The organism is Streptomyces sp. NPDC005963 (assembly GCF_040638655.1).
Classification (GTDB): Bacteria; Actinomycetota; Actinomycetes; order Streptomycetales; family Streptomycetaceae; genus Streptomyces.
Window position 1 is genome coordinate 42,997 of record NZ_JBEXVD010000007.1, and the last position, 20,249, is coordinate 63,245.

General features: G+C 69.0%; 9 protein-coding genes. 7 read left to right on the forward strand and 2 right to left on the reverse strand.

Annotated features, from left to right (window positions below; translation table 11 throughout):
* The first annotated feature begins 312 nt into the window (after window positions 1-312).
* From ABZ348_RS12990 to ABZ348_RS13020, 7 genes are all read left to right on the forward strand, one after another.
* Entirely contained in the window at window positions 313-1,323 is a 1,011-nt protein-coding gene (locus tag ABZ348_RS12990; protein ID WP_358932284.1) for a PD-(D/E)XK nuclease family protein, read from the forward strand.
* Window positions 1,320-2,378 carry a hypothetical protein gene (locus tag ABZ348_RS12995; protein WP_358932286.1) on the forward strand — a complete coding sequence of 353 codons (1,059 nt, stop codon included), beginning with the start codon at window positions 1,320-1,322 and terminating at the stop codon, window positions 2,376-2,378. Before ABZ348_RS12990 ends, ABZ348_RS12995 begins: the two co-directional genes overlap by 4 nt.
* The gene (locus ABZ348_RS13000) at window positions 2,371-5,937 is read left to right on the forward strand and encodes a hypothetical protein (protein ID WP_358932288.1); all 3,567 of its coding nucleotides are present in this window, start codon (window positions 2,371-2,373) and stop codon (window positions 5,935-5,937) included. Before ABZ348_RS12995 ends, ABZ348_RS13000 begins: the two co-directional genes overlap by 8 nt.
* Window positions 5,925-8,657: a DUF3962 domain-containing protein gene (locus ABZ348_RS13005; RefSeq protein ID WP_358932290.1), complete on the forward strand. Its 2,733-nt coding sequence runs from the start codon at window positions 5,925-5,927 to the stop codon at window positions 8,655-8,657. The genes ABZ348_RS13000 and ABZ348_RS13005 overlap by 13 nt, the downstream gene beginning before the upstream one ends.
* A gap of 596 nt (window positions 8,658-9,253) precedes the next feature.
* Window positions 9,254-10,426, forward strand: a complete 1,173-nt coding sequence (locus tag ABZ348_RS13010) for a serine/threonine-protein kinase (RefSeq protein WP_358932292.1) — start codon at window positions 9,254-9,256, stop codon at window positions 10,424-10,426.
* A gap of 101 nt (window positions 10,427-10,527) precedes the next feature.
* Window positions 10,528-13,548 carry an SNF2-related protein gene (locus ABZ348_RS13015; protein WP_358932294.1) on the forward strand — a complete coding sequence of 1,007 codons (3,021 nt, stop codon included), beginning with the start codon at window positions 10,528-10,530 and terminating at the stop codon, window positions 13,546-13,548.
* A gap of 1 nt (window position 13,549) precedes the next feature.
* Complete coding sequence (locus tag ABZ348_RS13020) at window positions 13,550-19,129, forward strand: class I SAM-dependent DNA methyltransferase (protein WP_358932296.1); 5,580 nt, start codon at window positions 13,550-13,552, stop codon at window positions 19,127-19,129.
* A gap of 54 nt (window positions 19,130-19,183) precedes the next feature.
* Here ABZ348_RS13020 and ABZ348_RS13025 read toward each other — a convergent pair whose 3' ends face one another.
* Together ABZ348_RS13025 and ABZ348_RS13030 are read right to left on the reverse strand one after the other, a co-directional pair.
* Entirely contained in the window at window positions 19,184-19,372 is a 189-nt protein-coding gene (locus ABZ348_RS13025; protein ID WP_358932298.1) for a DUF397 domain-containing protein, read from the reverse strand.
* Window positions 19,369-20,124 carry a helix-turn-helix transcriptional regulator gene (locus tag ABZ348_RS13030; protein ID WP_358932597.1) on the reverse strand — a complete coding sequence of 252 codons (756 nt, stop codon included), beginning with the start codon at window positions 20,122-20,124 and terminating at the stop codon, window positions 19,369-19,371. Before ABZ348_RS13030 ends, ABZ348_RS13025 begins: the two co-directional genes overlap by 4 nt.
* Between the last annotated feature and the right edge of the window lie 125 nt (window positions 20,125-20,249).

The window sequence follows — 20,249 nt, forward strand, 5'->3', positions numbered from 1 at the left end:
CCGAGCGGTGACCGCGGACGTCCGATGCACGACGGCCTGCGGCAGTGGACCGAGCATGCGCTGAGTATGTACCGGAAGACATTCCCATGTGATCAAGACCTGCGCCTCGCGCGCCGCCCATGGGTCTACCAGCACCGGAACGCCTCCGGCGAGGGCCCGGTGTACCGGATCACCGCGTGGGGGCGCTGCCTGCAGTCCACCGACGGGCGACTGAGAGAACTGCGACTTCCGGTCAATCGCCTCCGCGCCCGCAGCCGTGCGGAATGCGCAGTAGCGGCGCTCATCGCCGCGGAGGGGGACTCCGACCCCCGCGTGGAACATGTCAGGGTCGTACAGTTCGCGCTCTCCGACGGCCGATCGGACACGATCTTCGAAGGGACGCGGAAAGAAGCACTGGCCGAGTACCGGGCCGAGGGGAAACCGGCTGTTCGGGCGCTACTGGAGAGTCGTGAGTTCCGCCCCGGCTCCGCCTGCGTCTCGTGCGCCATCGCACCGGTCTGCCCGGTTCTTCCCAAGGCGTACGGACTTCTCGGCATTGTCGATCGGAGCAGGCCCAGGCGCAACTGGTCCTCGACGACCGGACGCGCGCACCGGAGCTGCCCGGCCCGCGGCCATCTGCGCGGTCTGCGGCTCCCCTTCGACGATGCGATGGAGCGGAGTGCAGCCGCTGAGCGGGGGCGGGCGATCCACGACTTCCTCGCTGCTCGCCACGGCCGGTGGCCGGGGACATCGTGCACTCCCGAGGTCCCCGCGGACTGGGTGCCCGAGGGATACAGGCTTCCCGACGGCGAGCGGGAACTGGGCGCCGAGCTGCTGCGCCACCATGCGGAGGTCTGCCCTCTGAGCACGGCCGGGTCTCGGTCGCAGATCCGGATCGAGCCCAGGCTGTGCTTCGACGACACCGCCGCCGACCTGGTCGTCCTGGCGCAGCCGGATCTGCTGTACCAGGACGGGGGTGCCTGGGTCTGGAGGGAGACCAAGACCTCGGGCAGCGTTCGCCCTCTTCGTGATGCGATGGCCTCCTACCCGCAGCTCGCCCTGGCCGTGAGGCTCATCGGGGGTGGCGCGCTGGGCGGGGCACGGCAAGGGGGGCGGGTCGAGCTGGAGGTGTTGCGTCCCGGCGGGGTCGATCTGCACATCCTTGACCCGTTCGCTCCGGCCACCCGTGCGGCAGCGCTGACCGCGGTGCGTGAGGAGGTGTCGGGCTGGCATGCCGAGACAGCCTTCGAGGCGGTACCCGGCCCAGACTGCGCGGGTTGCGAGATGGCCCGCTGGTGCTCCGCGCGACAAGCTCTCGCTGCGTCACCGGGAGAAGCCCGGTGACGGACAGCGAGCAGACGGACATCGATCTGCTGACCGCGGTGGCACGCGGTGTGATCGAACTGGCCGCGACGAATCACTTGCCGGCCTTCCAGCTGCCCTATCCGCCGAGCGTTCAGTTGGCCCTGGATCGAGTGGTTCTCGCAGGTCTCACGCATGACGGACCGATACCGACCGGAGTTCCGGACCTGATGGCCTGGTGCCGGAGGCCGGGACTGACGGGATGGCCGCTGGAGCTGCCCGGCACTCTGCTGACCGCTGATGCCCGCCTGATCCACCCCGCGGTCTGGGAGCCGACCCGCACCTGCACTGAACTCGCTTCTGTCGGCCCCCAGGGGGTGTCGGAACAGGAGGCCGAGGCGCTCCTGATGGGACTCGCCGATGTCTGCGGAACCGTGGAGCGGTTCGCAGACTGTCGGGACTTCCTCATCCAGCGTCCGGTCATCCTCCGGTTCGACCCGATGGACCTGCTGCAGCCGGCTCGCGCACAGACTTGGAACCTGGTGAAGGGGCTCTACGGTCCTTTGCCCGCCCGCTTCGGGGCCGACGAGGTGGTCCACTGCTGCACCGGATGTGGACTGCTCGCCAAGCCCGTCACAGCGGAGGGTCCCTGGTGCGAAGGGGGTTGCCCGTCCGAGGGCCGGGAGTTCGACATGTCCCACGAGCCCCGGCTCTCCCGCGCTCTGCCGCTCTCGCTCCGGCTCCTCCTGGCCCTACCCGGGCGCACGGAGCTGGCTGTCCGTGCGCAGTTCACGGAACGAGCCCGACTGATTCCGCGGGGTCTCGGCGTCCACCGCGTCAACCACCCTGACGGATCGTTTCGCGTTTTCCAGATTCATGACCGTGAGCAGCCGGGACTGGCGGCACTGCGGGCAGCGGATACGGCCGCCCGGCTCGGCGAGCCCCTGAGCATCGTGGTGCCGGACGGACCGGCATACCCCGGATACCGACAGCGCTTCGAGCTCACGCTGCCGACGGACGCACAAGTGCGGATTTTCTCCGCAAGCGAGTTCACGGGCTCGGGGCCGATCGTCCGGGCGAGGAGGAGTCATGCGTAGCACCACCCGGTCTCTCCAAGAAGTGGTCGCCCTTCTGAGGCAGGCGGACCCACAGATGACGACTGCCCGGCTCGTCACGTTGTGCGAGATCGAGATCGGGCTGCTGCTCCAGGAGAGGTTCATGGCCGGGGCAGCGGCTGCCGACGCGTGGACGCTGTTCAGCGGCTACCCGTTCGCAAGGTCCTGGGGAGCCGTCGACGAGGCGGGGGAACAGATTCTCAGAACGGCCCGACACACACTGTGGACATGGGGCCGCCGCATGGCCTGGGCCGAGGCTCTCCAGGAGTACCAACTGCTCGACCGCCAGCTCCGTGCCTACGACGTCGCCGATCAGGCCCTGCCGGCGGTCCGCCGTCTCTCGTTGTCGGTGGCCCCGACCCGCTGGGAGACGTACGAGCGGCTGCTGCACGGGGCACCGGATTTCAGCGGAAGGCCCATGAAGTTCGCGGCCTCCGGTCGGCACGGCTTTCCGATCGGTCGGCACCTCACCACCGTCCGGTTGCCCGAGTCGGCCCTGCCCCCGCCAGTCGGTCACGACCTTGCGGCGCCGCCGGTGAACGGCGGCGAGCCGTTGTCCTTCTGCTGGGACGACCTCTTGGAGACGGCGACCCTCATGGACTCGGTGAGGTCTGCGGACTGGCAGGGAAGGCTTCAGTCGATCTGGCTCTTCACCGCCGGTCCCGACGGATTCCGCCGCGCACGCCGCTTTGAGGTGGCACGCATTCAGCATCTGCTGGGCATCGTCGGTGCGGGCAAGAGCACTCTGCGGGACGTGCTGGCGGTGCACTTGGCCATGCGAGGGCTTCGAGCGACCATCGTCGTCGGGGACGTCGCCGAACAACTCAAGCTGGTTGAGCTGTACAACACATATGTGCCGGGTTCGGCAGCCCCCGTGCTCGGTGCGGCGGGACGCGAGCGCCACGCCGAAAGGCTACACCGGAGGCTGATCGGCCGCGGTGGTCACAACCTGCTCGCTCACGACGACCCTGCGTTCACCTACCTCAGCACGTCCTGCGCCCTCAACGCGCTGCGCTGTGCGGAGAACCGGCTCACCGATGATCTGCTGGGATTCGGGGAGGCCCCGTGCGGCAGGCTGCAGAAGCCGCGCCGTCGTGAGGACCTGGCGGATGAATCATGGGCACGTGACCGGCTCGCCTGTCCCTTCTGGGCGGCTTGCCCCCGTCATCACGGGGCACGGGAGCTCGTGGGTGCGGCCCTCTGGGTCGCCACGCCCGCCAGTCTGGTCGACTCCTCTGTGCCGCACCCACAGAACCACGAGCGTGTGCGCTACCTAGAGCTCGCTTGCCGACGCAGCGATCTGGTGATCGTCGATGAAGCGGACCGGGTCCAGACGCAGTTCGACCGCATGTTCGCGCCGGCCATCCCGCTGATCGGCGGTGGCTCCGACACCCGATCCTTCCTCCACGATGTCAATCAGCATCGCATCCGCGAGCTGGCGGGTGCGGGAGGGATCCAGCTGTCCGACCGTGAGGTGGAGAGCTGGTCGGCCGCCGTCAACACCACGCAGACCGCCGCCGACCGTCTCGTCGCCATGCTGGTCCGCGATATCGATCTGCGCGACTGGGTCAGAACCGGGTACTTCAGTGCCTGGACACTGCAACTCCGTCTGATGGAGGACCGATACCCCCTTCCGGACGACCACGGCGAGGTGGCAGCGGAATCCGACCGGCCCGCTGCCGAGCATGCGCACCGCGCGGCCCGGCTACGGCTGACCGAGATTCTCGACGCCTTTCGAGAGAATCCTTTCGGAGACCGGCAGCGCCTCACCGATGAGGGGCTCGGGCTCACCGGGCTGCTCAATGAGCTCTTGCACACCAACTACCGGGAGCGGACCAAGGAGCGGCTGGAACGGACACTCCGTGACCTGTTCGCCCTCGACCCCTTGCTTGAGCCCACCCCAGCGGGCAGTGAGGCTTACCGCGATCTGCGTGCCCTTGCCACGGGCAGGTCTGCCGGGGTACCGAAGCCTGGGAAGACGAGTGAAAAGAAGACCCGGCGCCGCGGGAAGGAGCGTCTTCCGGAAACCTCGGAGGCGTGGCTCGAACTGCTCATGAACCGCTTTGAGTTCACCCTGCTGCTGAGTGCACTGGAGCCCAAACTCGCGCTGATCAATGCCATGTGGCCACGTGTGGCGGCGGCCCTCAACCTGGGCTTCAACGAGATGTACCGCAGACCTCTCGACTACGGACCCATGGTGCCCGAGGCGCCGATGGGCAATGTGATCGGCTTCCAGTTCCTGATGGAAGGCCCGGACCTCGGTGGAGTGCGCAGTGGGGAGCTCCGCTTCTTCCGCTGTAGCGGTGTCGGACGGGAGCTTCTGCGGGCCATGCCCGATCTACCGAAGGTGGACGGCCGTCCGGGCCCGAATGTCCTGCTGATGTCGGGCAGCAGTTGGGCCGGGAGCTCCAGCCGCTATCACATTCCGGTGGACATCGGTGTGATCATCGAACCGGATCCGGAACAGATGAATCACATCGCCGAGCAGAGCGAATTTCGCTACGAGTTCATCCGCGACGCCTGCGATTGCCGCGCGGACTGCCTGTGCGACACGAGACACGAGGCACAACGTCTCTCCGGCGCACCTCTTGACCAGCGGGCTGGCATTCTGCGCCGGATGGCCGTCGCCCTGGGCAGAGAGGACCGTGGGATCAGCCGGCTCCGGAAGGAGCTGACACTCCTCCCGGAGAGTCGCCGCCACATTCTGCTGCTCGTCGGCAGCTACGAGGAATCCAAAGTCGTGGCGGACACCCTGCACACCCTCAACAAGCGCTGGAAGGGCAGGGTGTGCCGACTGGTCTCCGACGACGACTCCGAGGCCGGCACCTGGTCGGACGACGATGAACTCCACGCTCCTGTGCTGCGCCGGGGAGATGTCGAAACGCTGGCGAACACCGGTGCGGAGATCCTGGTAGCGCCCCTCCTAGCGGTGGAGCGCGGGCACAACATCCTCGACCTCGGTCGCGAGCACGCGGCGATCGGGTCAATCTACTTCCTCGCCCGGCCCAACCCGCGCCCCGACGATCTCGGCCTCGCGGTGCACACGATCAACGACTGGATCACGAGGGCGGTCGACGACGGAAGGTTCGGAAAGTGGGTCCGCAGTGCACCCAGTCTCGGCCTCGGAGCCCGCAAGGTCAGGGACCTGGCTCGTTCCCAGTGGTACCGAGTGCTCGCCAGACGGATGTCGTGGCGCTCCCTGGGTGAGGACCGGGAGGCCATCACCTGGGACCTGCTCGTGCTGATCTGGCAGGTGATCGGTCGCTCCGTACGCGGCGCAGTGCCCACCAGGGTCGCCTTCGTCGACGCCGCGTTCTCCCCCAACCTGGCCGCCGGCGGGCTGCCCCGTCTGCCGGACACCCCTGAGACGAGCCTCCTGCACAGCATCCACGACGTACTCAGGCCCTACTTCGCCCCGGTCCCCGGCACATCCGCCGCCGACCGGCACATCGTCCAGGCGCTCTACCGGCCCATGTGGACAGCACTCGACCGCTGCCTCACCGGACCCGGGAACGAAAGGAACACCACATGTACCGACTGATCAGAACAACCGCGTACGAGCCGGATCCCGAGGCCGGACCGTGGACCGAAAAGTACCGGGTCATCGGCTTTCCGGAGGAATGGCGGAACGAGTTCCTGGAGCTCTACGGACGGCGCTGGCGCCGCCGGGAACAGCCGGTGGGTCTGCCGGTGCGCAAGCTCAACGATCTGCTGCGGGCCACTGCCCCGGGGCTGGTCGCCACTGGCCGGGGGGCCGGCGGCAAAGCCGAGGTCCCCTGGTTCTACGCGACCGATGAGTTGCCCGCCGAGCTGGTCGCCCCCCTGCTGGCCTCGTGGGTGATGACACTTCCGCCCAGTGCCGATTCCGACACAGGGCGTGCGGCCGATCACCGCGCGGCCCTCGGCCGCGCCCTCGCCCTGATCGATGGGCACACACCGCAGTGGCGGAGCGAGTCCGTGGACCTCACGGCCACCGAACTCACCTCGGGCGGGACGGCCCGGCCCGATCCCAGGCTCTACCCACTGCTGCCCGAGCGGATCGGTGCCAGGATCGCCGCCACCCCTCTCCGTCTCGACGGTGTCAGTCTCAGTTTCCGGATGGTCACGCGCGCCCAAGGGGTCGAGCTGGTCAGCTGGCCGGCACAGTCGTACACCCGGGGAAGAGATACCTGGTACTACTCGGGACGGATCACGGTCACCATGCAGACCGTGCCGTTCACCGAACGGTTCCGGGTGCACGTCTCTTACGGAATCCGCCGCTGGGCAACCGGTTCACCTGTATGGCTGCCGGAAGGGCGCGGTGCCACGGCTCTGCTCGACGCGCCATCGCCGTGGCCGGGCACGGAAGGACCGCGCCGAAGGCTCACCGCCAATGCCCTCGGCTACGACAACCGCCTCGGGATGCTCGTCTGGAACCGGCGGAGCTTGATCGACCTGCTGCCCGAACTGGATCTACTGCGCGCCTACCCCAAGCCGTCCGAGCTGATCGCCGACCCGGTGGACTGGCTAGACGGCAAGGACGGAGTCGCCGCGGGCGTCCTGTACAGCACCGCGATGGGCAGGCACGGCGTCGGCGCCGGGATCATGCCCCTCGAACGGTCACTGGTCGACCGCTGGGTCGAGAAGGCTCTTGGCCCCTACTTCCGTCGGGCACCTGACCTCGAACGTGCGCATCGCAAGTCCAAGCCCCTCCTGCTGCCCACCTCGCAGACGAAGGACGAGGAGAAGCGGGAGGCACGTTCCCGACAGCGCGCGCAAGCCCGCCGCGACGCCTTGAGCGCGGCCCTGGAGGGGCTCCCCCTGCGGGTGGATGTGCTCTGGCAGACCGAGGAGACCCGGGACGAGGTGATCACGGCTCTTTGTGACTGGCTGGGTCTCCCGGCGGGGCCGACAGGAACGGATGGTGGCCGCGAGTGGCAGGAGGGGAACCTGCGCGTCCTGCTTCGCACCCGTCCTCTCCAGACCCTGGGAGCTCCGCTGGCAACCGCCAGGGAGCCCGGCCGGTCGCGGGCCGTGGCACTGGCCCAAGCCATACGCGAGCGTGCCGCGCAGACTGCCACGCAGCTCGGCCCTCCGGCCGACTCGACAGCGCTGGCGATCGTGGAGATTCTGGGACCCGATCGCTTCCCGGCACCGGACTCGGATCCCAAATCCGCGCTGCGCCTCGGCTTCGCCGCGGCTGGCAGAGTCAGCCAGTTCATGGTGGTCCCCGAGGATTCGGCGGGAACCGTCGACGTACGCGCACGGTCCGCCGTGGCCGACGGAATGCGCCAGCTCGGTGCCGTGGTCCCGCCGGAGCAGCAGCTGGACGAGGAAATCACGGGCGATCTCCAGCACCTTGCGCTCTGGTACGTCCGGCGGCAGGCCACCGGACCGACCCGAAAGGCAGGAATGCACTTGGTCGCCCTCCGCATCCGGCCACGTGATCCGGTCCATCCTGTGAAGGGTTGGGACGACACCCGCAAGGAATGGGTCCCGTACGCGCGGCTTCTGCTCACCCTCGCCGCCGACAGCGTTACGGCAAAGGCCCCGGTACGGAGCCGATCTGGCCGGATCGCCTCGACCTCCGATGAACGACACGATGAAATCGAGCGCCGGATCAGGTCGTTGCTCTACCAGGTGCGGGACCGCCCGACCCTGCTCCTGGCCAACAGTGGCAACCTGCGTCAGGTCTGGCACGGTCTGAAGAACGGGCAGTTGATCAAGGACTCGATCGCCTTCTCCGGGGACACTACGGCGCGAGTCGCCCTCCACGGGGCGGATCTGCGGGTCGTGCTGATTCGGGATGCCAACAGCCGGGACGAGACACCCCAGTGGTACGCACCTGGTGAAACGGACCAGGACCCCCCGGGATTCTCCGCCGGCCTGTGGGCAGCGCAGGGGTGCGGACCGGACAACCGGGTGTTCATCAGCACCGTCGGCAAGCCGCCGACTGCGGGAACGGTGCGGCGCGACCTCCGCAAGCTGGTGCCTGACAATGATTGGCCACACGGACCGGCGGCGACGGCCTGGAACCCTCAAGCACTGGAACTCACCGTGCTGGGGTGTCTGTCGAAGGCCGCACTCATCGAAGCCGGACGGAGCGAAGCATCCCCGGACCGTCCCGCCGTGGTAGCGGCCGTTGCTCACCAACTGCGTTTCCATGACGAATACCATCCGCTTTCCCGGCCGCTCCCCCTGCATCTCGCGAAGCTTGCCGAGGAATACTTCCTGCCGCTTGCACATGATCCGGCGTCGGTATCCGAGCAGAGCTCCCCGTAGAGGACGCAGGTTCTTCCGGGCGCTGCGCAGATGGGAAAAGCCATGACGGCTTCCAGCACTCCAGCGGGATTGGGCCGGTGTGTGAGCGGCTGAGCCTGATTCGGTGTTCGGGATTCTCCGCGCCCCTGGTACTGCGACGACTCGGGACGGGCGGTTCGCGAAGTCCGGACCGCCGCTCTCGACGATCCTGCCGCCGCTTCCGCAAGCACGTGCGGCGGCTGCTCCATGAACGTCACGCAATGCTGTGAAGGAGCGCTTTGCCTGCGTACGGAGGCCGGTCGTCCTCGTCCAAGGCCTCCACACGTCGTCCGAGGTCGCCGTGTCGACTTTCCGGGGGCGCCGAGGACAGGAGCGGGCCATGGGCCGCCACCCGACCGGGCACCGGGGCCGTCGTTCGGCCGCTGTACTCTGATGCGCCTACACAATCGGCCTGGCGGTTTCACAGAGTGATCGGCCCTGAGGCCCCGGAGCAGTGATCCGGAACTTCTGGCTCGCAGGGTTCGGCCCCGCTCCCGACGGCTTTCCGGACCGGCGGTCGTAGGCCGGGTAGAGGGGGGAGCAACACGGTGGAACCACTGCGAGACGATGATCCGCGGGTGATCGGAACCTTCAGCCTCGTCTGTCGGATCGGGTCGGGCGGCATGGGGCAGGTGTTCCTGGGAGAGTCCGAGGCGGGCCACCAGGCCGCGGTGAAGGTCATCAAGCCCTCCGTGCTTGACGAGGACACCCGGGCGCGCTTCCTGTCCGAGGTGGAGAGCCTGCGGACCGTCTACGGCCCCTTCGTCGCGGCCTTCGTCGGCGCCGACGCGACCGCTGATCAGCCCTGGCTCGCGGTCGAGTACGTCGCCGGACCCGATCTGCGCACGCTGATCGCCGGGCAGGGGCCACTGCCGCTCGCCGAGACCGCCAGCCTGGGAGCACTGCTCGCCGAGGGGCTCGGCACGGTCCACGACGCGGGGCTGCTCCACCGCGACTTGAAGCCGCAGAACATCCTGCTCTCCCCCTACGGCCCCAAGGTGATCGACTTCGGCCTCGCCGTGCTCGCGGAACGCCGCACGACCCTGACGGCCACCGGTTTCGTCGTCGGCAGCGTGCTCTGCATGCCTCCGGAGCAGGCCCGGGGCGAGCACCGGCTGGACCGGTCCGCCGACGTGTACGCGCTGGGAGCGGTGCTGCTGTTCGCCGCGACCGGGCACTACCCGTACGAGGCGCCGACCTGGCAGGCCGTCGCCCTGAAGATCGAGGACCCGGCGACCCCTCCCGATCTGACGGACGCCCCGCCCGAGCTCGTGCCGCTGATCACGGACATGCTGGCGCTGGAGCCGGACGCCCGGCCGGCACTGCCCGAAGTCACCGGGCGGCTGGTGCGTGTCATCCGGGAGCAGGGTCTGACCGCCCTCCAGGCCAAGCGCCGCCTGATCGCTCTGACGCCCGAGTTCAGCGTGCCCCAGCTTCCCGTGCCGGCTCCCGAACCTCCGGGGGGAGTCGACGCACCTGCCTACACGCCCGCCGTCATCGACGAGGCCGCGGTCGAGGACGACGAGGAGGCGGGCCCCGCCCCGTCCGCGGGGGCAGGGCGGCGGACGGCGGGCCCCGACGGAGACGGGGACGACGCCGACGACGGCGCCTTCGCCCACGGGGAGTCCGCGCCTCCGCGGCGGGATTCCCGGCCGGGCGCACGCGGCGGGGTGACCGCCGTGCGGCCTTCCGCGCCCTTGAGGATCGCCGAGCGGATTCGGGCCGGGTACGCTCGCGAGGCGCGCTTCTGAGCAGGCACGGCCCCGTGCCCGATCCCGTACGTCCCGCTTCCGCCCCGTGACAGACTTGCGGCCGTGGGCGTGACGACAGGTGCGAGACGAAGGGGCCGTGGGTGACCGACCAGGGGGCGACGCAGGAGGGGACCCGGTTCCCGCCGGGCGCGCAGATCCTCGTACGGGACGAGGAGTGGCTGGTCCGGAACACCATCAGCACCGACCACGACGGGGAGCGGATCGAGGCGGTCGGCGTCTCCGAGTTCGTCCGGGACGAGGAGGCCGTCTTCTTCAGCGGCATCGACAGGGTGAAGCTCCTGGACCCGGAGAAGACCCGTCTGGTGCCCGACACCTCCTCGTACTTCCGGCGCAGCCGCCTCTTCCTGGAGGCAGCGCTGCGCAAGACGCCGCTGCCCCAGTCGGAGCGGGGCCTCGCCCTCGCCGACCGCTTCCTCCTCGACCCGCTCGGCTATCAGCAGCGCCCCGCCGAGCTGGCCCTTTCCATGCGCAATCTCCGCCCCCGGGTGCTCATCGCCGATGTCGTCGGCCTCGGCAAGACCCTGGAGATCGGTCTGACCCTCGCCGAGCTGATCCGCCGGGGCCGGGGCGAACGCATCCTGGTCGTGACCCCGCAGAGCATCCTGGAGCAGTTCCAGCACGAGCTGTGGACCCGGTTCTCGATCCCGCTGGTGCGGCTCGACTCGCTCGGCATCCAGCGCGTCCAGCGCGAGCTGCCCGCGGGCCGGAACCCGTTCACGCACTACAAGCGCGTGATCATCTCCGTGGACACGCTGAAGAACATCGGCCAGTACCGGCACCACCTGGAGCGCATCCGCTGGGACGCCGTCGTCATCGACGAGTCGCACAACCTGATCAACCCGGGGAGCCAGCGCCGTGCCCTCGCCGAGATCCTGGCCCCGCGCACGGACGCCCTGCTGCTCGCCAGCGCCACCCCGCACAACGGTGACAAGCGGTCGTTCGCCGACCTGATCTCCCTCCTCGACCCGGCGGCCATCTCCGACCGGGACGACTACGACCCGGCGCAGGACCTCGGGCACCTCTACATCCGGCGTACCAAGATCAGCCCCGAGGTACGGGACCAGATGGGCACCGAGTGGCCCGACCGGGGCCCCACGGTCTCCCTCCACTGCGCGGCCACCGACGCGGAGGAACGGGTCTTCGCCGAGCTGGCCGAGCACTGGATTCCCGCCCCGTCCACGGACACGGAGTTCGGTACGGCCGGCCGGGACCCCGTCTCGGTGGCCGTCGAGCCGGTCTTCGCCTACAACCTGCTCAAGACGTTCCTCTCCTCGCATCTCGCGCTGCGCGAGACGGTCACCAACCGCATCGCCTCCCTCTCCGCACGGGTCCGCAAGGCGGCGGAGAAGGGGCTGCGCCCCGATCCGGCCGTCGCCGTCGAGCAGGCCGCCCTCGCCCGGCTGCGGGACCTCGTCGCCGGCATGGGCGACGGCACCGCGTCCGGCGACTCGGCCAAGCTCGACGCGCTCGTCGCCCAGCTCAGGGAGATCGGCGTCGGCCCCCGGTCCGCCACGCGGGCCGTGGTCTTCTCCGAGCGGGTCCGCACCCTGACCTGGCTCGCCCAGGTCGTGCCCGCCCGTCTGGGCTTCCCGGTCGAGCCCGGCGGTACGTCGAAGGCGGTGGCCGTGATGCACGGTGGCCTCAGCGACGACGAGCAGGGCAAGGTCATCGAGGTGTTCGGTCTCGCCGACACCCCCGTCCGGCTGCTGTTCACCGGGGACGTCGCCTCCGAGGGCGTCAACCTGCACCGCCAGTGCCATCACCTCGTCCACTACGACATCCCGTGGTCGCTGATCCGCATCGAGCAGCGCAACGGCCGTATCGACCGTTACGGGCAGAAGAACGAGCCCCGCTTCCACGCGCTGATCCTCACCTCGGACACCCCTGGTGCGAAGGACGACCGCACGGTCGCGGAGAAGCTCCTCCGCCGCGAGGAGGAGGCGCACAAGCTGGACGGCACGGCCGAGGCGGTCTCCGGCCTGTACCGCGCCGAGGAGGAGGAACGCCGGCTCATCAAGGAGCTGGTGCGCGGCGGCACGGTCGAGGAGTTCCTGGGTTCCGACCCCGCCGACGACACGGCGCTCGCCGACCTGTTCGGCCAGGTGGACACGATCACCGAACAGGAACTGCCCGCCCGCGCCGAGCTGATCTCCCTCTTCGACGGCGACACCGCCGACTTCGTCGCCACCGCCCTGGACGAGGTGTACGAGGAGCGCGCCGAGGACCTGATCGGGCTGGCGTCGAACACCGACGCCAGGGGCGGCGCCTACTTCTCCCTCTCTCCGGCGAAGGCGCCCGACCTGCTCCACCGCCTCAAGGCCCTGCCGCCCTCCTATCTCAAGGAGCAGCGCGTCGCCGAGCGGATGCTGGTCACCTCGGACCGGGCCCTCGCCCAGCGCAAGCTGACCGAGGCCCGGGACAGTTCCGGCACCATGTGGCCGGAGGTCTCCTTCCTCACCGACATCCACCCGGTGGTGGAGTGGCTGACGGACAAGGTGCTGGTCGAGTTCGGCCGCCAGGAGGCCCCGGTCATCACCACGCCGCACGTGGACGGCCCGGTCTTCCTCGTGCAGGGCATCCATTCCAACGCCCTCGGCCGCCCGACCGTGGTCCGCTGGATGGCCGTCGCCGGGCTCGGCGCCCATGGCACCGGCACCCCCGAGGTGCGCCCCATGGCCGACGCGCTGCGGGACGCGAAGGTCGGCCCGAGGCTCGCCCGCACCGGGGACCCCCGGGACCTGGCCCGCCTCCAGGAGCTGGTCCCGGCGGCCGTCGCCGCCGCCCGGCACCATCTGGACGCGGGCCGGGCCGCCTGGGAGGAGCAGATCAGCGGCCCGCTCGCCGCCTACCGCGAGCATGTCGCCCGGTGGCGCGCCGACTCGCTGCTCCCCGGGCTCACCGGCCGGCGCGAGCGCGCCGTCGAAGAGACCGCCGATGAACTGGCCCGCCTCCTGGACCAGCTCCACACCACCGGTCGCCCCCTGCTGCGGGTCCTCGCCGTACTCGACCGGCCCGGCACCCCGGACACCTCCGACATCGGGCCGGCCGGTCCGGCCGAGGTAGCCGACCACCCGTCCGACGCCCAGGCGGAGAAGAACTGACGTGACGTACGACTCGCTGGTCAACCACGGCGACTACCTCTCGCCGCACTATCTCGCCGAGGTCCTCCCGAAGGACCTGAAGGCGAAGGATGGGCTCCTCACCCGCTGGGCCGCCTTCGAGGAGACCGAACGCCGCCGCCACACCGACGCCGCCGCCGAGGTCGCCCGCCAGGGTTTGGCCCCCGACTCCGTGCCGCCGCGTGTCCGTACCCCCCGTGAGGGCCTGCGCGCCCTGCACGGCCCCTACTTCGCGGGCCGCGCCGCGCTCGCCGAGGACGCGGCAGCGCTCGCCGAACCCGACGCACCCGCGATCGAGGGGTGGCGGAAGCGGTATACCGAGAGCCATCTGGACACCCTCCGCGCCCTCGGGTACACCGCCGCCCACGAGCAGACCGTCACCGTCCACCGCGCCGAGCGCGAGTACGCCGTCCCGGTCCTGCACGCCGAACCCGGCCTGTACGCGGTCGCCTGCGGCTGGACCACCGAACCCGACGCGGCGCTCGACCCGGACGACGCGGGCCGCCTGCTCCACCCGGTGGAGACGGAGACCTCGGCCCCCGACATCCTGGACGCGAAGGCCCTCGCCGACTTCCTCTTCAGCTGCGACGCTCCCCCGCGCCACATCCTCCTGCTCGTCGGCGGTGTCGTCGTCCTCGCCGACCGGCTCGCCTGGCCGGAGGGCCGCTACCTCTCGGCCGCCCTCGACGCGGCCCTGCACCGCCGCGACGACCGCCACGGCGGCGAACTCGACGTCCTGGCCGCGCTCTTCGGCTCCGACGCGCTGCGCGTGCCCGCCGAGGGCGGCACCGCGCCGCTCGCCGCCTTCCTCGACCGGTCCGCCAAGCACGCCGTCGGCGTCTCCACCGAGCTGCGCGAGGGTCTGCGCCTGAGCGTCGAGTGGATCGCCAACGAGGTCCTGGACCGCCTGCGCGAACCCGGGAACGGCGTCTCCCCCGTCGACCTGGACGACCCGGCCCGTCTCGCGAAGGAACTCAGCCGCGAGTCGCTGCGCTATCTGTACCGCGTCCTCTTCCTCCTGTACGCGGAGGCCAGCCCGACCCTCGGCATCCTCCCCTCCGACTATCCCGAGTACGAGCGGGGGTACGGGCTCCAGCGTCTCGGCGACCTCGTCCTGCGCGACCTCGTCGGCGAACGCTCCCGGCGCGGCTTCCACCTCTACGAATCCCTCGACCTCCTCTTCGAGAAGGTCGAGAACGGCCACCGCCGCTACGGCACCGAGCCCGAGGACCTCGTGGCGGAGGCGGCGGCCCGCGAGGCGGCCGAGGCCGAGACGGAGGCGGCGGCGCTGCTGGCCGCCGGGACGATCACCCAGGCCGAGTACACCGAACGGGTCCGTGAGGCCGACCGCGCCCGCCGCGCCGCCGCCCGCAGCACCGGCGCGGGCCTGCGCTTCGAGGCGCTGCGCTCCGAGCTGTTCACCAAGGAGGCCGTCCGGCTCATCTCGGACGACCGGATCGAGAACCCGGCGTACGAGGGCGGCGAGGACGAGCGGCGCCGCCCCTTCCTGGACACCCGGCTGCGCAACGAGACACTGCACAAGGTGCTGCGCCGCCTGATGCTCACCAAGGGCAGGGGCCGGGAGCGCGGCGGTTTCATCTCGTACGCCCAGCTCGGCATCAACCAGCTCGGCGCGGTGTACGAGGGCCTGATGTCCTACACCGGCTTCATCGCCGAGGAGGAGCTGTACGAGGTCGCCAAGGGCGGCGACCCCTCGGGCGGCAGCTGGATGGTCCCCGCCTCCCGCGCCCAGGCGTACGACGACGCCGTCTTCGTCAAGCGGACGAACGAGGAGACCGGCCGGCCCGAGCGGGTCGCCCACCCCAAGGGCTCCTTCGTCTACCGGCTGGCCGGCCGCGACCGCCAGACGTCCGCCTCCTACTACACCCCGAAGTCCCTCACCGAGGTCACCGTCGAGCTGGCCCTCCGCCACCGTCTCGACCAGGACGGCGCCACCACCCCGGCGAAGGAGCTCCTGGAGTGGAAGATCTGCGAACCGGCCCTCGGCTCGGGCGCGTTCCTCAACGAGGCCGTCGACCAGGTCGCCGCCGAGTACCTGCGGCGCCGTGAGCGCGAGCTGGGCCGCCGGGTCGACCCGGAGCTGCGGCAGATCGAGCTCCAGAAGGCCAAGGCGTACATCGCCCTCCACAACGCCTACGGCGTGGACCTCAACGCCACGGCGGTGGAGCTGGCCGAGGTCTCCCTCTGGCTCAACTCCATGCACCCCGGCATGCGGGCCCCCTGGTTCGGCCTCCATCTGCGGCGCGGCAACTCCCTCATCGGCGCCGGCCGCAAGGTGTACGGGGCCGATGCCCTCACCGGCGGCGACTGGCTGGCGAAGAAGAACACCCTCGCGCCGAAGGACCTGCCGTTCCGCGACGGCCCGCTGCCCGAGGGCGCGGTGCACCAGTTCCTGCTGCCCGCGGTCGGCTGGGGCGCGGTCGCCGGGGAGGCGGAGGCCAAGCGGCTCGCGGAGACCGAGGCGAAGGCGCTCGGCGCCTGGCGCAGGGGCGTCCAGAAGGCCCCGAAGGGGCCGAAGCCGTTCCCGGAACGCGGCGACGAGACCGCCGAGGCCCGGCAGAAGCGCCACGACCGCTGGCGGAAGACGGCCGACCGGACCGAGCTGCACCGCCTCCAGGGCGTGGCCCGGCGCGCCGAGTTCCTCTGGTCGCTCGTCGCCACCCGCCTCGAACTCTCCGAGCGGGCGGTGTCCCGCCGTATCGACGTGTGGGGAGCGGACTGGCTGGACCAGTCGGCGGAGGCGGAGGACAAGCAGAAGGTCCTCGACGACCTGACCCGCCACGGCACCCCGTACTGGCGGCTGAAGACCGTGATGGACGCGTGGTGCGCGCTCTGGTTCTGGCCGCTGGACGAGGTCGGCCTGCTGGACGGTACGGCTCCGGAGTACGCGGCGGGCGGCGGCCTTGTCGACGAGTCCTCCCTCCCGGGGCTGCTGCGGGCCGGAGCGGGCGAGCCCGCGGCCCCGGCGGAGCCGGTGGCGGCGGCAGCCGAGCCGCCGTCCGGCCCCGCGCCCGGGGACCAGCTGTGGCGGGTGTCCGGTGACCAGCTGTGGCGGGTGTCCGGCCTCTTCGACGACCCGGACGGGGAACAGGAGGAGCTGGACGAGGACCTGACGACGGCGGAGACCGGGGGGAGCAGACCCACCGCCCGCAAGCCCCCCGCCAGGCGCGCACCCGAGCGGACGACGATCCCGCTCCAGAACTTCGGCGACTGGCTGGACTTCCTGGAGGGCGTCCTCGGTCGGGTCGACATGCCCGAGCAATCGCTGCTCTCGGGCATCGAGGAGCTGAGCCCGGACGAGGCGCTGGAACTGCTGGCCGACGTGGAGGACCGCCTGGAGGGCTTCCTCGGCATGAGGCCGGCGGCGACCCTGCCGTTCCGGTACCCGTGGCTGAACACGGTCGAGGACATCGCGGGCACCACGGAGAAGGACATAAAGGCGGAGGACGGGCACGGCTTCTTCCACTGGGAACTGCACTTCGCGCATGTGTTCCGGGGGGCGGGGGGCGGGTTCGACCTACAGGTGGGGAACCCGCCTTGGGTGCAGCCGCAGTGGGATGAATCGGCGGTGTTGGCTGAGATCGACCCTTGGTTCAAACTGGAAGAAAGGCCACCCGTTGAGCAATGGCGTCGGCGCAAGCAGTTGGCTCTCGATAGTCGAACAGGGCCTTCGATCTATTTCGGAGAGTTGGCCACAGTCTCCGGCGTCGCGGAGTTTCTGCGTAACGAGACGACCTATCCACTGATTGCTGGGACCAAGCCTGACCTCTACCGGGGTTTCATGTGTCAGGTATGGCGACACCTCGGCGTCGGGGCAACGGCTGGACTAATCCACCCTGACACACATTTTGGCGGGGTGAAGGAAGGACGGATTCGTGAGGCTGCCTATCGACACCTGAGGGTTCATGGGCACTTCTCTAACCGGCGGGGAATCTTTTCGGAAAATCACGCCAATACCGAGTTCGGCGTTCAGATCTACGGCCAGGCTCGATCGCCGCAGTTCACTCATCTTAGTTGGCTCTTTGATCCGACTACCTTGCGGGAATCGTTTGAGCACGATGGACAGGGTGAGCTACCTGGTATCAAGACAGGAGGTGCGTGGGATCTCCGCCCCCACAGTGCTCGGCTGATTAAAGTCGACATCAACCTGCTGAGTCAATGGAATCGAATCTCTGGTGAGATAAAGACCCCCGGAGCTCAGGCTGCACTGCTTCTACCGGTGACGGTCGCCGAACAGGGAGCCATCGAGGCGCTGTCGAATGTGGTTGATCGACTAGGCTCTCACGAGCCAAGGATCACGATCGGAATGTTCGAGAACCTTGCTACGAGGCAACTGGGGATCTACCGGTGGGACACGTCGCAAGTCGAGTCGTTCGATGAGCTAATTTTGCAAGGTCCACACATTGGCGTTGCCACGCCATATAACAAGCAGCCCAATATTCCCTGTCGTACCAATCGAGACTGGGCGGCTTGGAACCTCGCAGAAATGCCGGACGATGCGGTTCCCCGGAGTAATTACGTCCGAGATTGCGCTGCGGAGCTTTACCTAGGCGCGCAGGACCGTTGGCTGGATCGCTCTCGACTGAACATCGATTGGCAGCCTTCAGCCCAAGCGTGGGCAGAGCGGAGCAAGTTCCTGGACGAAGAGGAGCAGAGGCTCCCTGAGCGTGAGCAGCGTGAACTGCTCCGCAAGAGAATTTGGCTATTCCGGCCGTACACGGAATTTTACAGACTGGCTTGGCGCCGAATGATTCCGTTTGATACGGAGCGAAGTCTGTTTGCCGCGATTGTTCCAACTGGTCCAGCCCACATGGATGCCATCAACTCGATGGCGTTGGATGATAATCGCGCCACTGCAATGAATGCAGGATTCTGGGCCTCACTTCCACTCGACTACCTTTTGAGAATTACTGGCAGATCGGATCTCAGAATGGCGGAAGCCTACAAGATGCCGTGGGCCGACCCCGGCCACCCCCTCGCTGGCGCTCTCCTTCTTCGCACTCTCCGACTCAACTGTCTCTCTGGTTCCTATGCACCGCTCTGGGGCGAGTTGTACGACATGACTTGGCCTGGATATGAGGACTGGGCTGTGAACTGGCCTCGGCTAGATCCGCTCGCCCGTGAAATTGGGAAAACATGGGATCGTGCCACGCCGCTACGTTCGGAGTACGAGCGTCGCGCCGCGCTCGTGGAGATTGATGCTCTTGCGGCGGTGTGGCTTGGCATGAGCGCAGACCAGTTGGTAGCCCTATACCGCGCTCGATACCCGATTCTCTCGGACTATGAGGCAGTAACTTGGTTTGACGCTAGCGGGCGCAAGATTGCTCGGAATCACAACACCTACGGCTTCGGCCAGACGAAGCAGCACTACGAGCACTTCCTCGCCTACGACAAGAAGGAGCGGCCCGACCCCCCAGAGGGCTACACCGCCCCCTTCTACAAGGCGAACCGTGAGGCGGAGATGCGCGAGGCGCACCAGCACTTCTCCGCGCGGCTGCGAGAGGCCATCGACAAGGGGAAGTGGCCGCCACCCGTGGCCTGAACCGCAGCGCCCCGCGCCGGAGGATTCCGGCGCGGGACGCTTGGTTCGCGGGTGTCAGCCCTGCACTGCGTACGCAATGAAGTCGCTCCACACGGTGGGAGAGAGGGCGAGTTCGGGGCTGCGCTGGTCCTTGGAGTCCCGGACGTGGATCGCCTGCCCGCACCGGGCGACCTCGACACAGGCGTCACCGTCGGAACCGCTGTAGCTGCTCTTGAACCAGACCCGTTCGTCGGTGCTGCTCATAGCGCTCCTCGAAGTTGCTTCAGCAGGCTCCTGGAGTCCTCGGGGGTGAGGGCCTGCGAACGCAGTCTCGCATAGCGCTGGAGCATGATGCTGACCTCCTTCGGGTTGGAGATCAGCATCCCGCCACGCTGGCCTTCGGCGTAGCCGGACCACTTGTTGTCCGGGGATTCCAGGAGCATCAGAGGCCCGTCGAAGCCGGCGTGGTCCGGCTGGTGTCGCGGCATGATCTGCAATTCGACGTTGAACTGCGACGACCGTTCCAGGAGGCTGTTCAGCAACTCCCGGGTTACCGCAGGACCTCCGGTGCCACGTTCGACGAGGGCCTGTTCGACGATGAAGCTGAACGCGATCGGCGGCCTGCGCGCGAACAGCTGCTGGCGTTCCATTCGGGCCAGGACTTGTTCGGCGACCTGTTCCTCGTCCTTGACCGGCGGCACGCTCTGGGTCACCGCCCGCGCGTACGCCTCCGTCTGCAACAGACCCGGCACGACCCGGCACTCGTAGGTCCACAGAGTCTGCGCCTGTGCCTCAAGCCGTGCCCACTGCCGGAACCAACTCGCCAGCCCCGCCTGCCGCGACAGATGAGGCGCGGCCTTCCGCAGTGCCCCGGTGTTGCCCAGGGCCTCCTCCGCGCGTTCCACGAAGTCCTGGTCGGGCATCCGGCGGCCCTGTTCGACCGAGGCGACGGTGTGTTTGGAGAAACGGACCAGCTCGCCGAACTGCTCGCGGGTCAGGCCCGCGTGCTCCCGCAGGGCCTAGACGACCGCGCCGAAGGTGCGCAGACTGTCCGACGCCCCCGGTTCCGTGCCTCCGCCCGTTCCGGTCCCGCCGTCCGTGGATTCGTAGGCCACCGTCGGCCACCTCCCGCGCACCCGCC

Coding starts and splice junctions, on each gene's coding strand:
- ABZ348_RS13005 (WP_358932290.1), top strand. CDS start 5,925: ATGTACCGACTGATCAGAACAACCGCGTACGAGCCGGATCCCGAGGCC.
- ABZ348_RS13025 (WP_358932298.1), bottom strand. CDS start 19,372: ATGAGCAGCACCGACGAACGGGTCTGGTTCAAGAGCAGCTACAGCGGT.
- ABZ348_RS13000 (WP_358932288.1), top strand. CDS start 2,371: ATGCGTAGCACCACCCGGTCTCTCCAAGAAGTGGTCGCCCTTCTGAGG.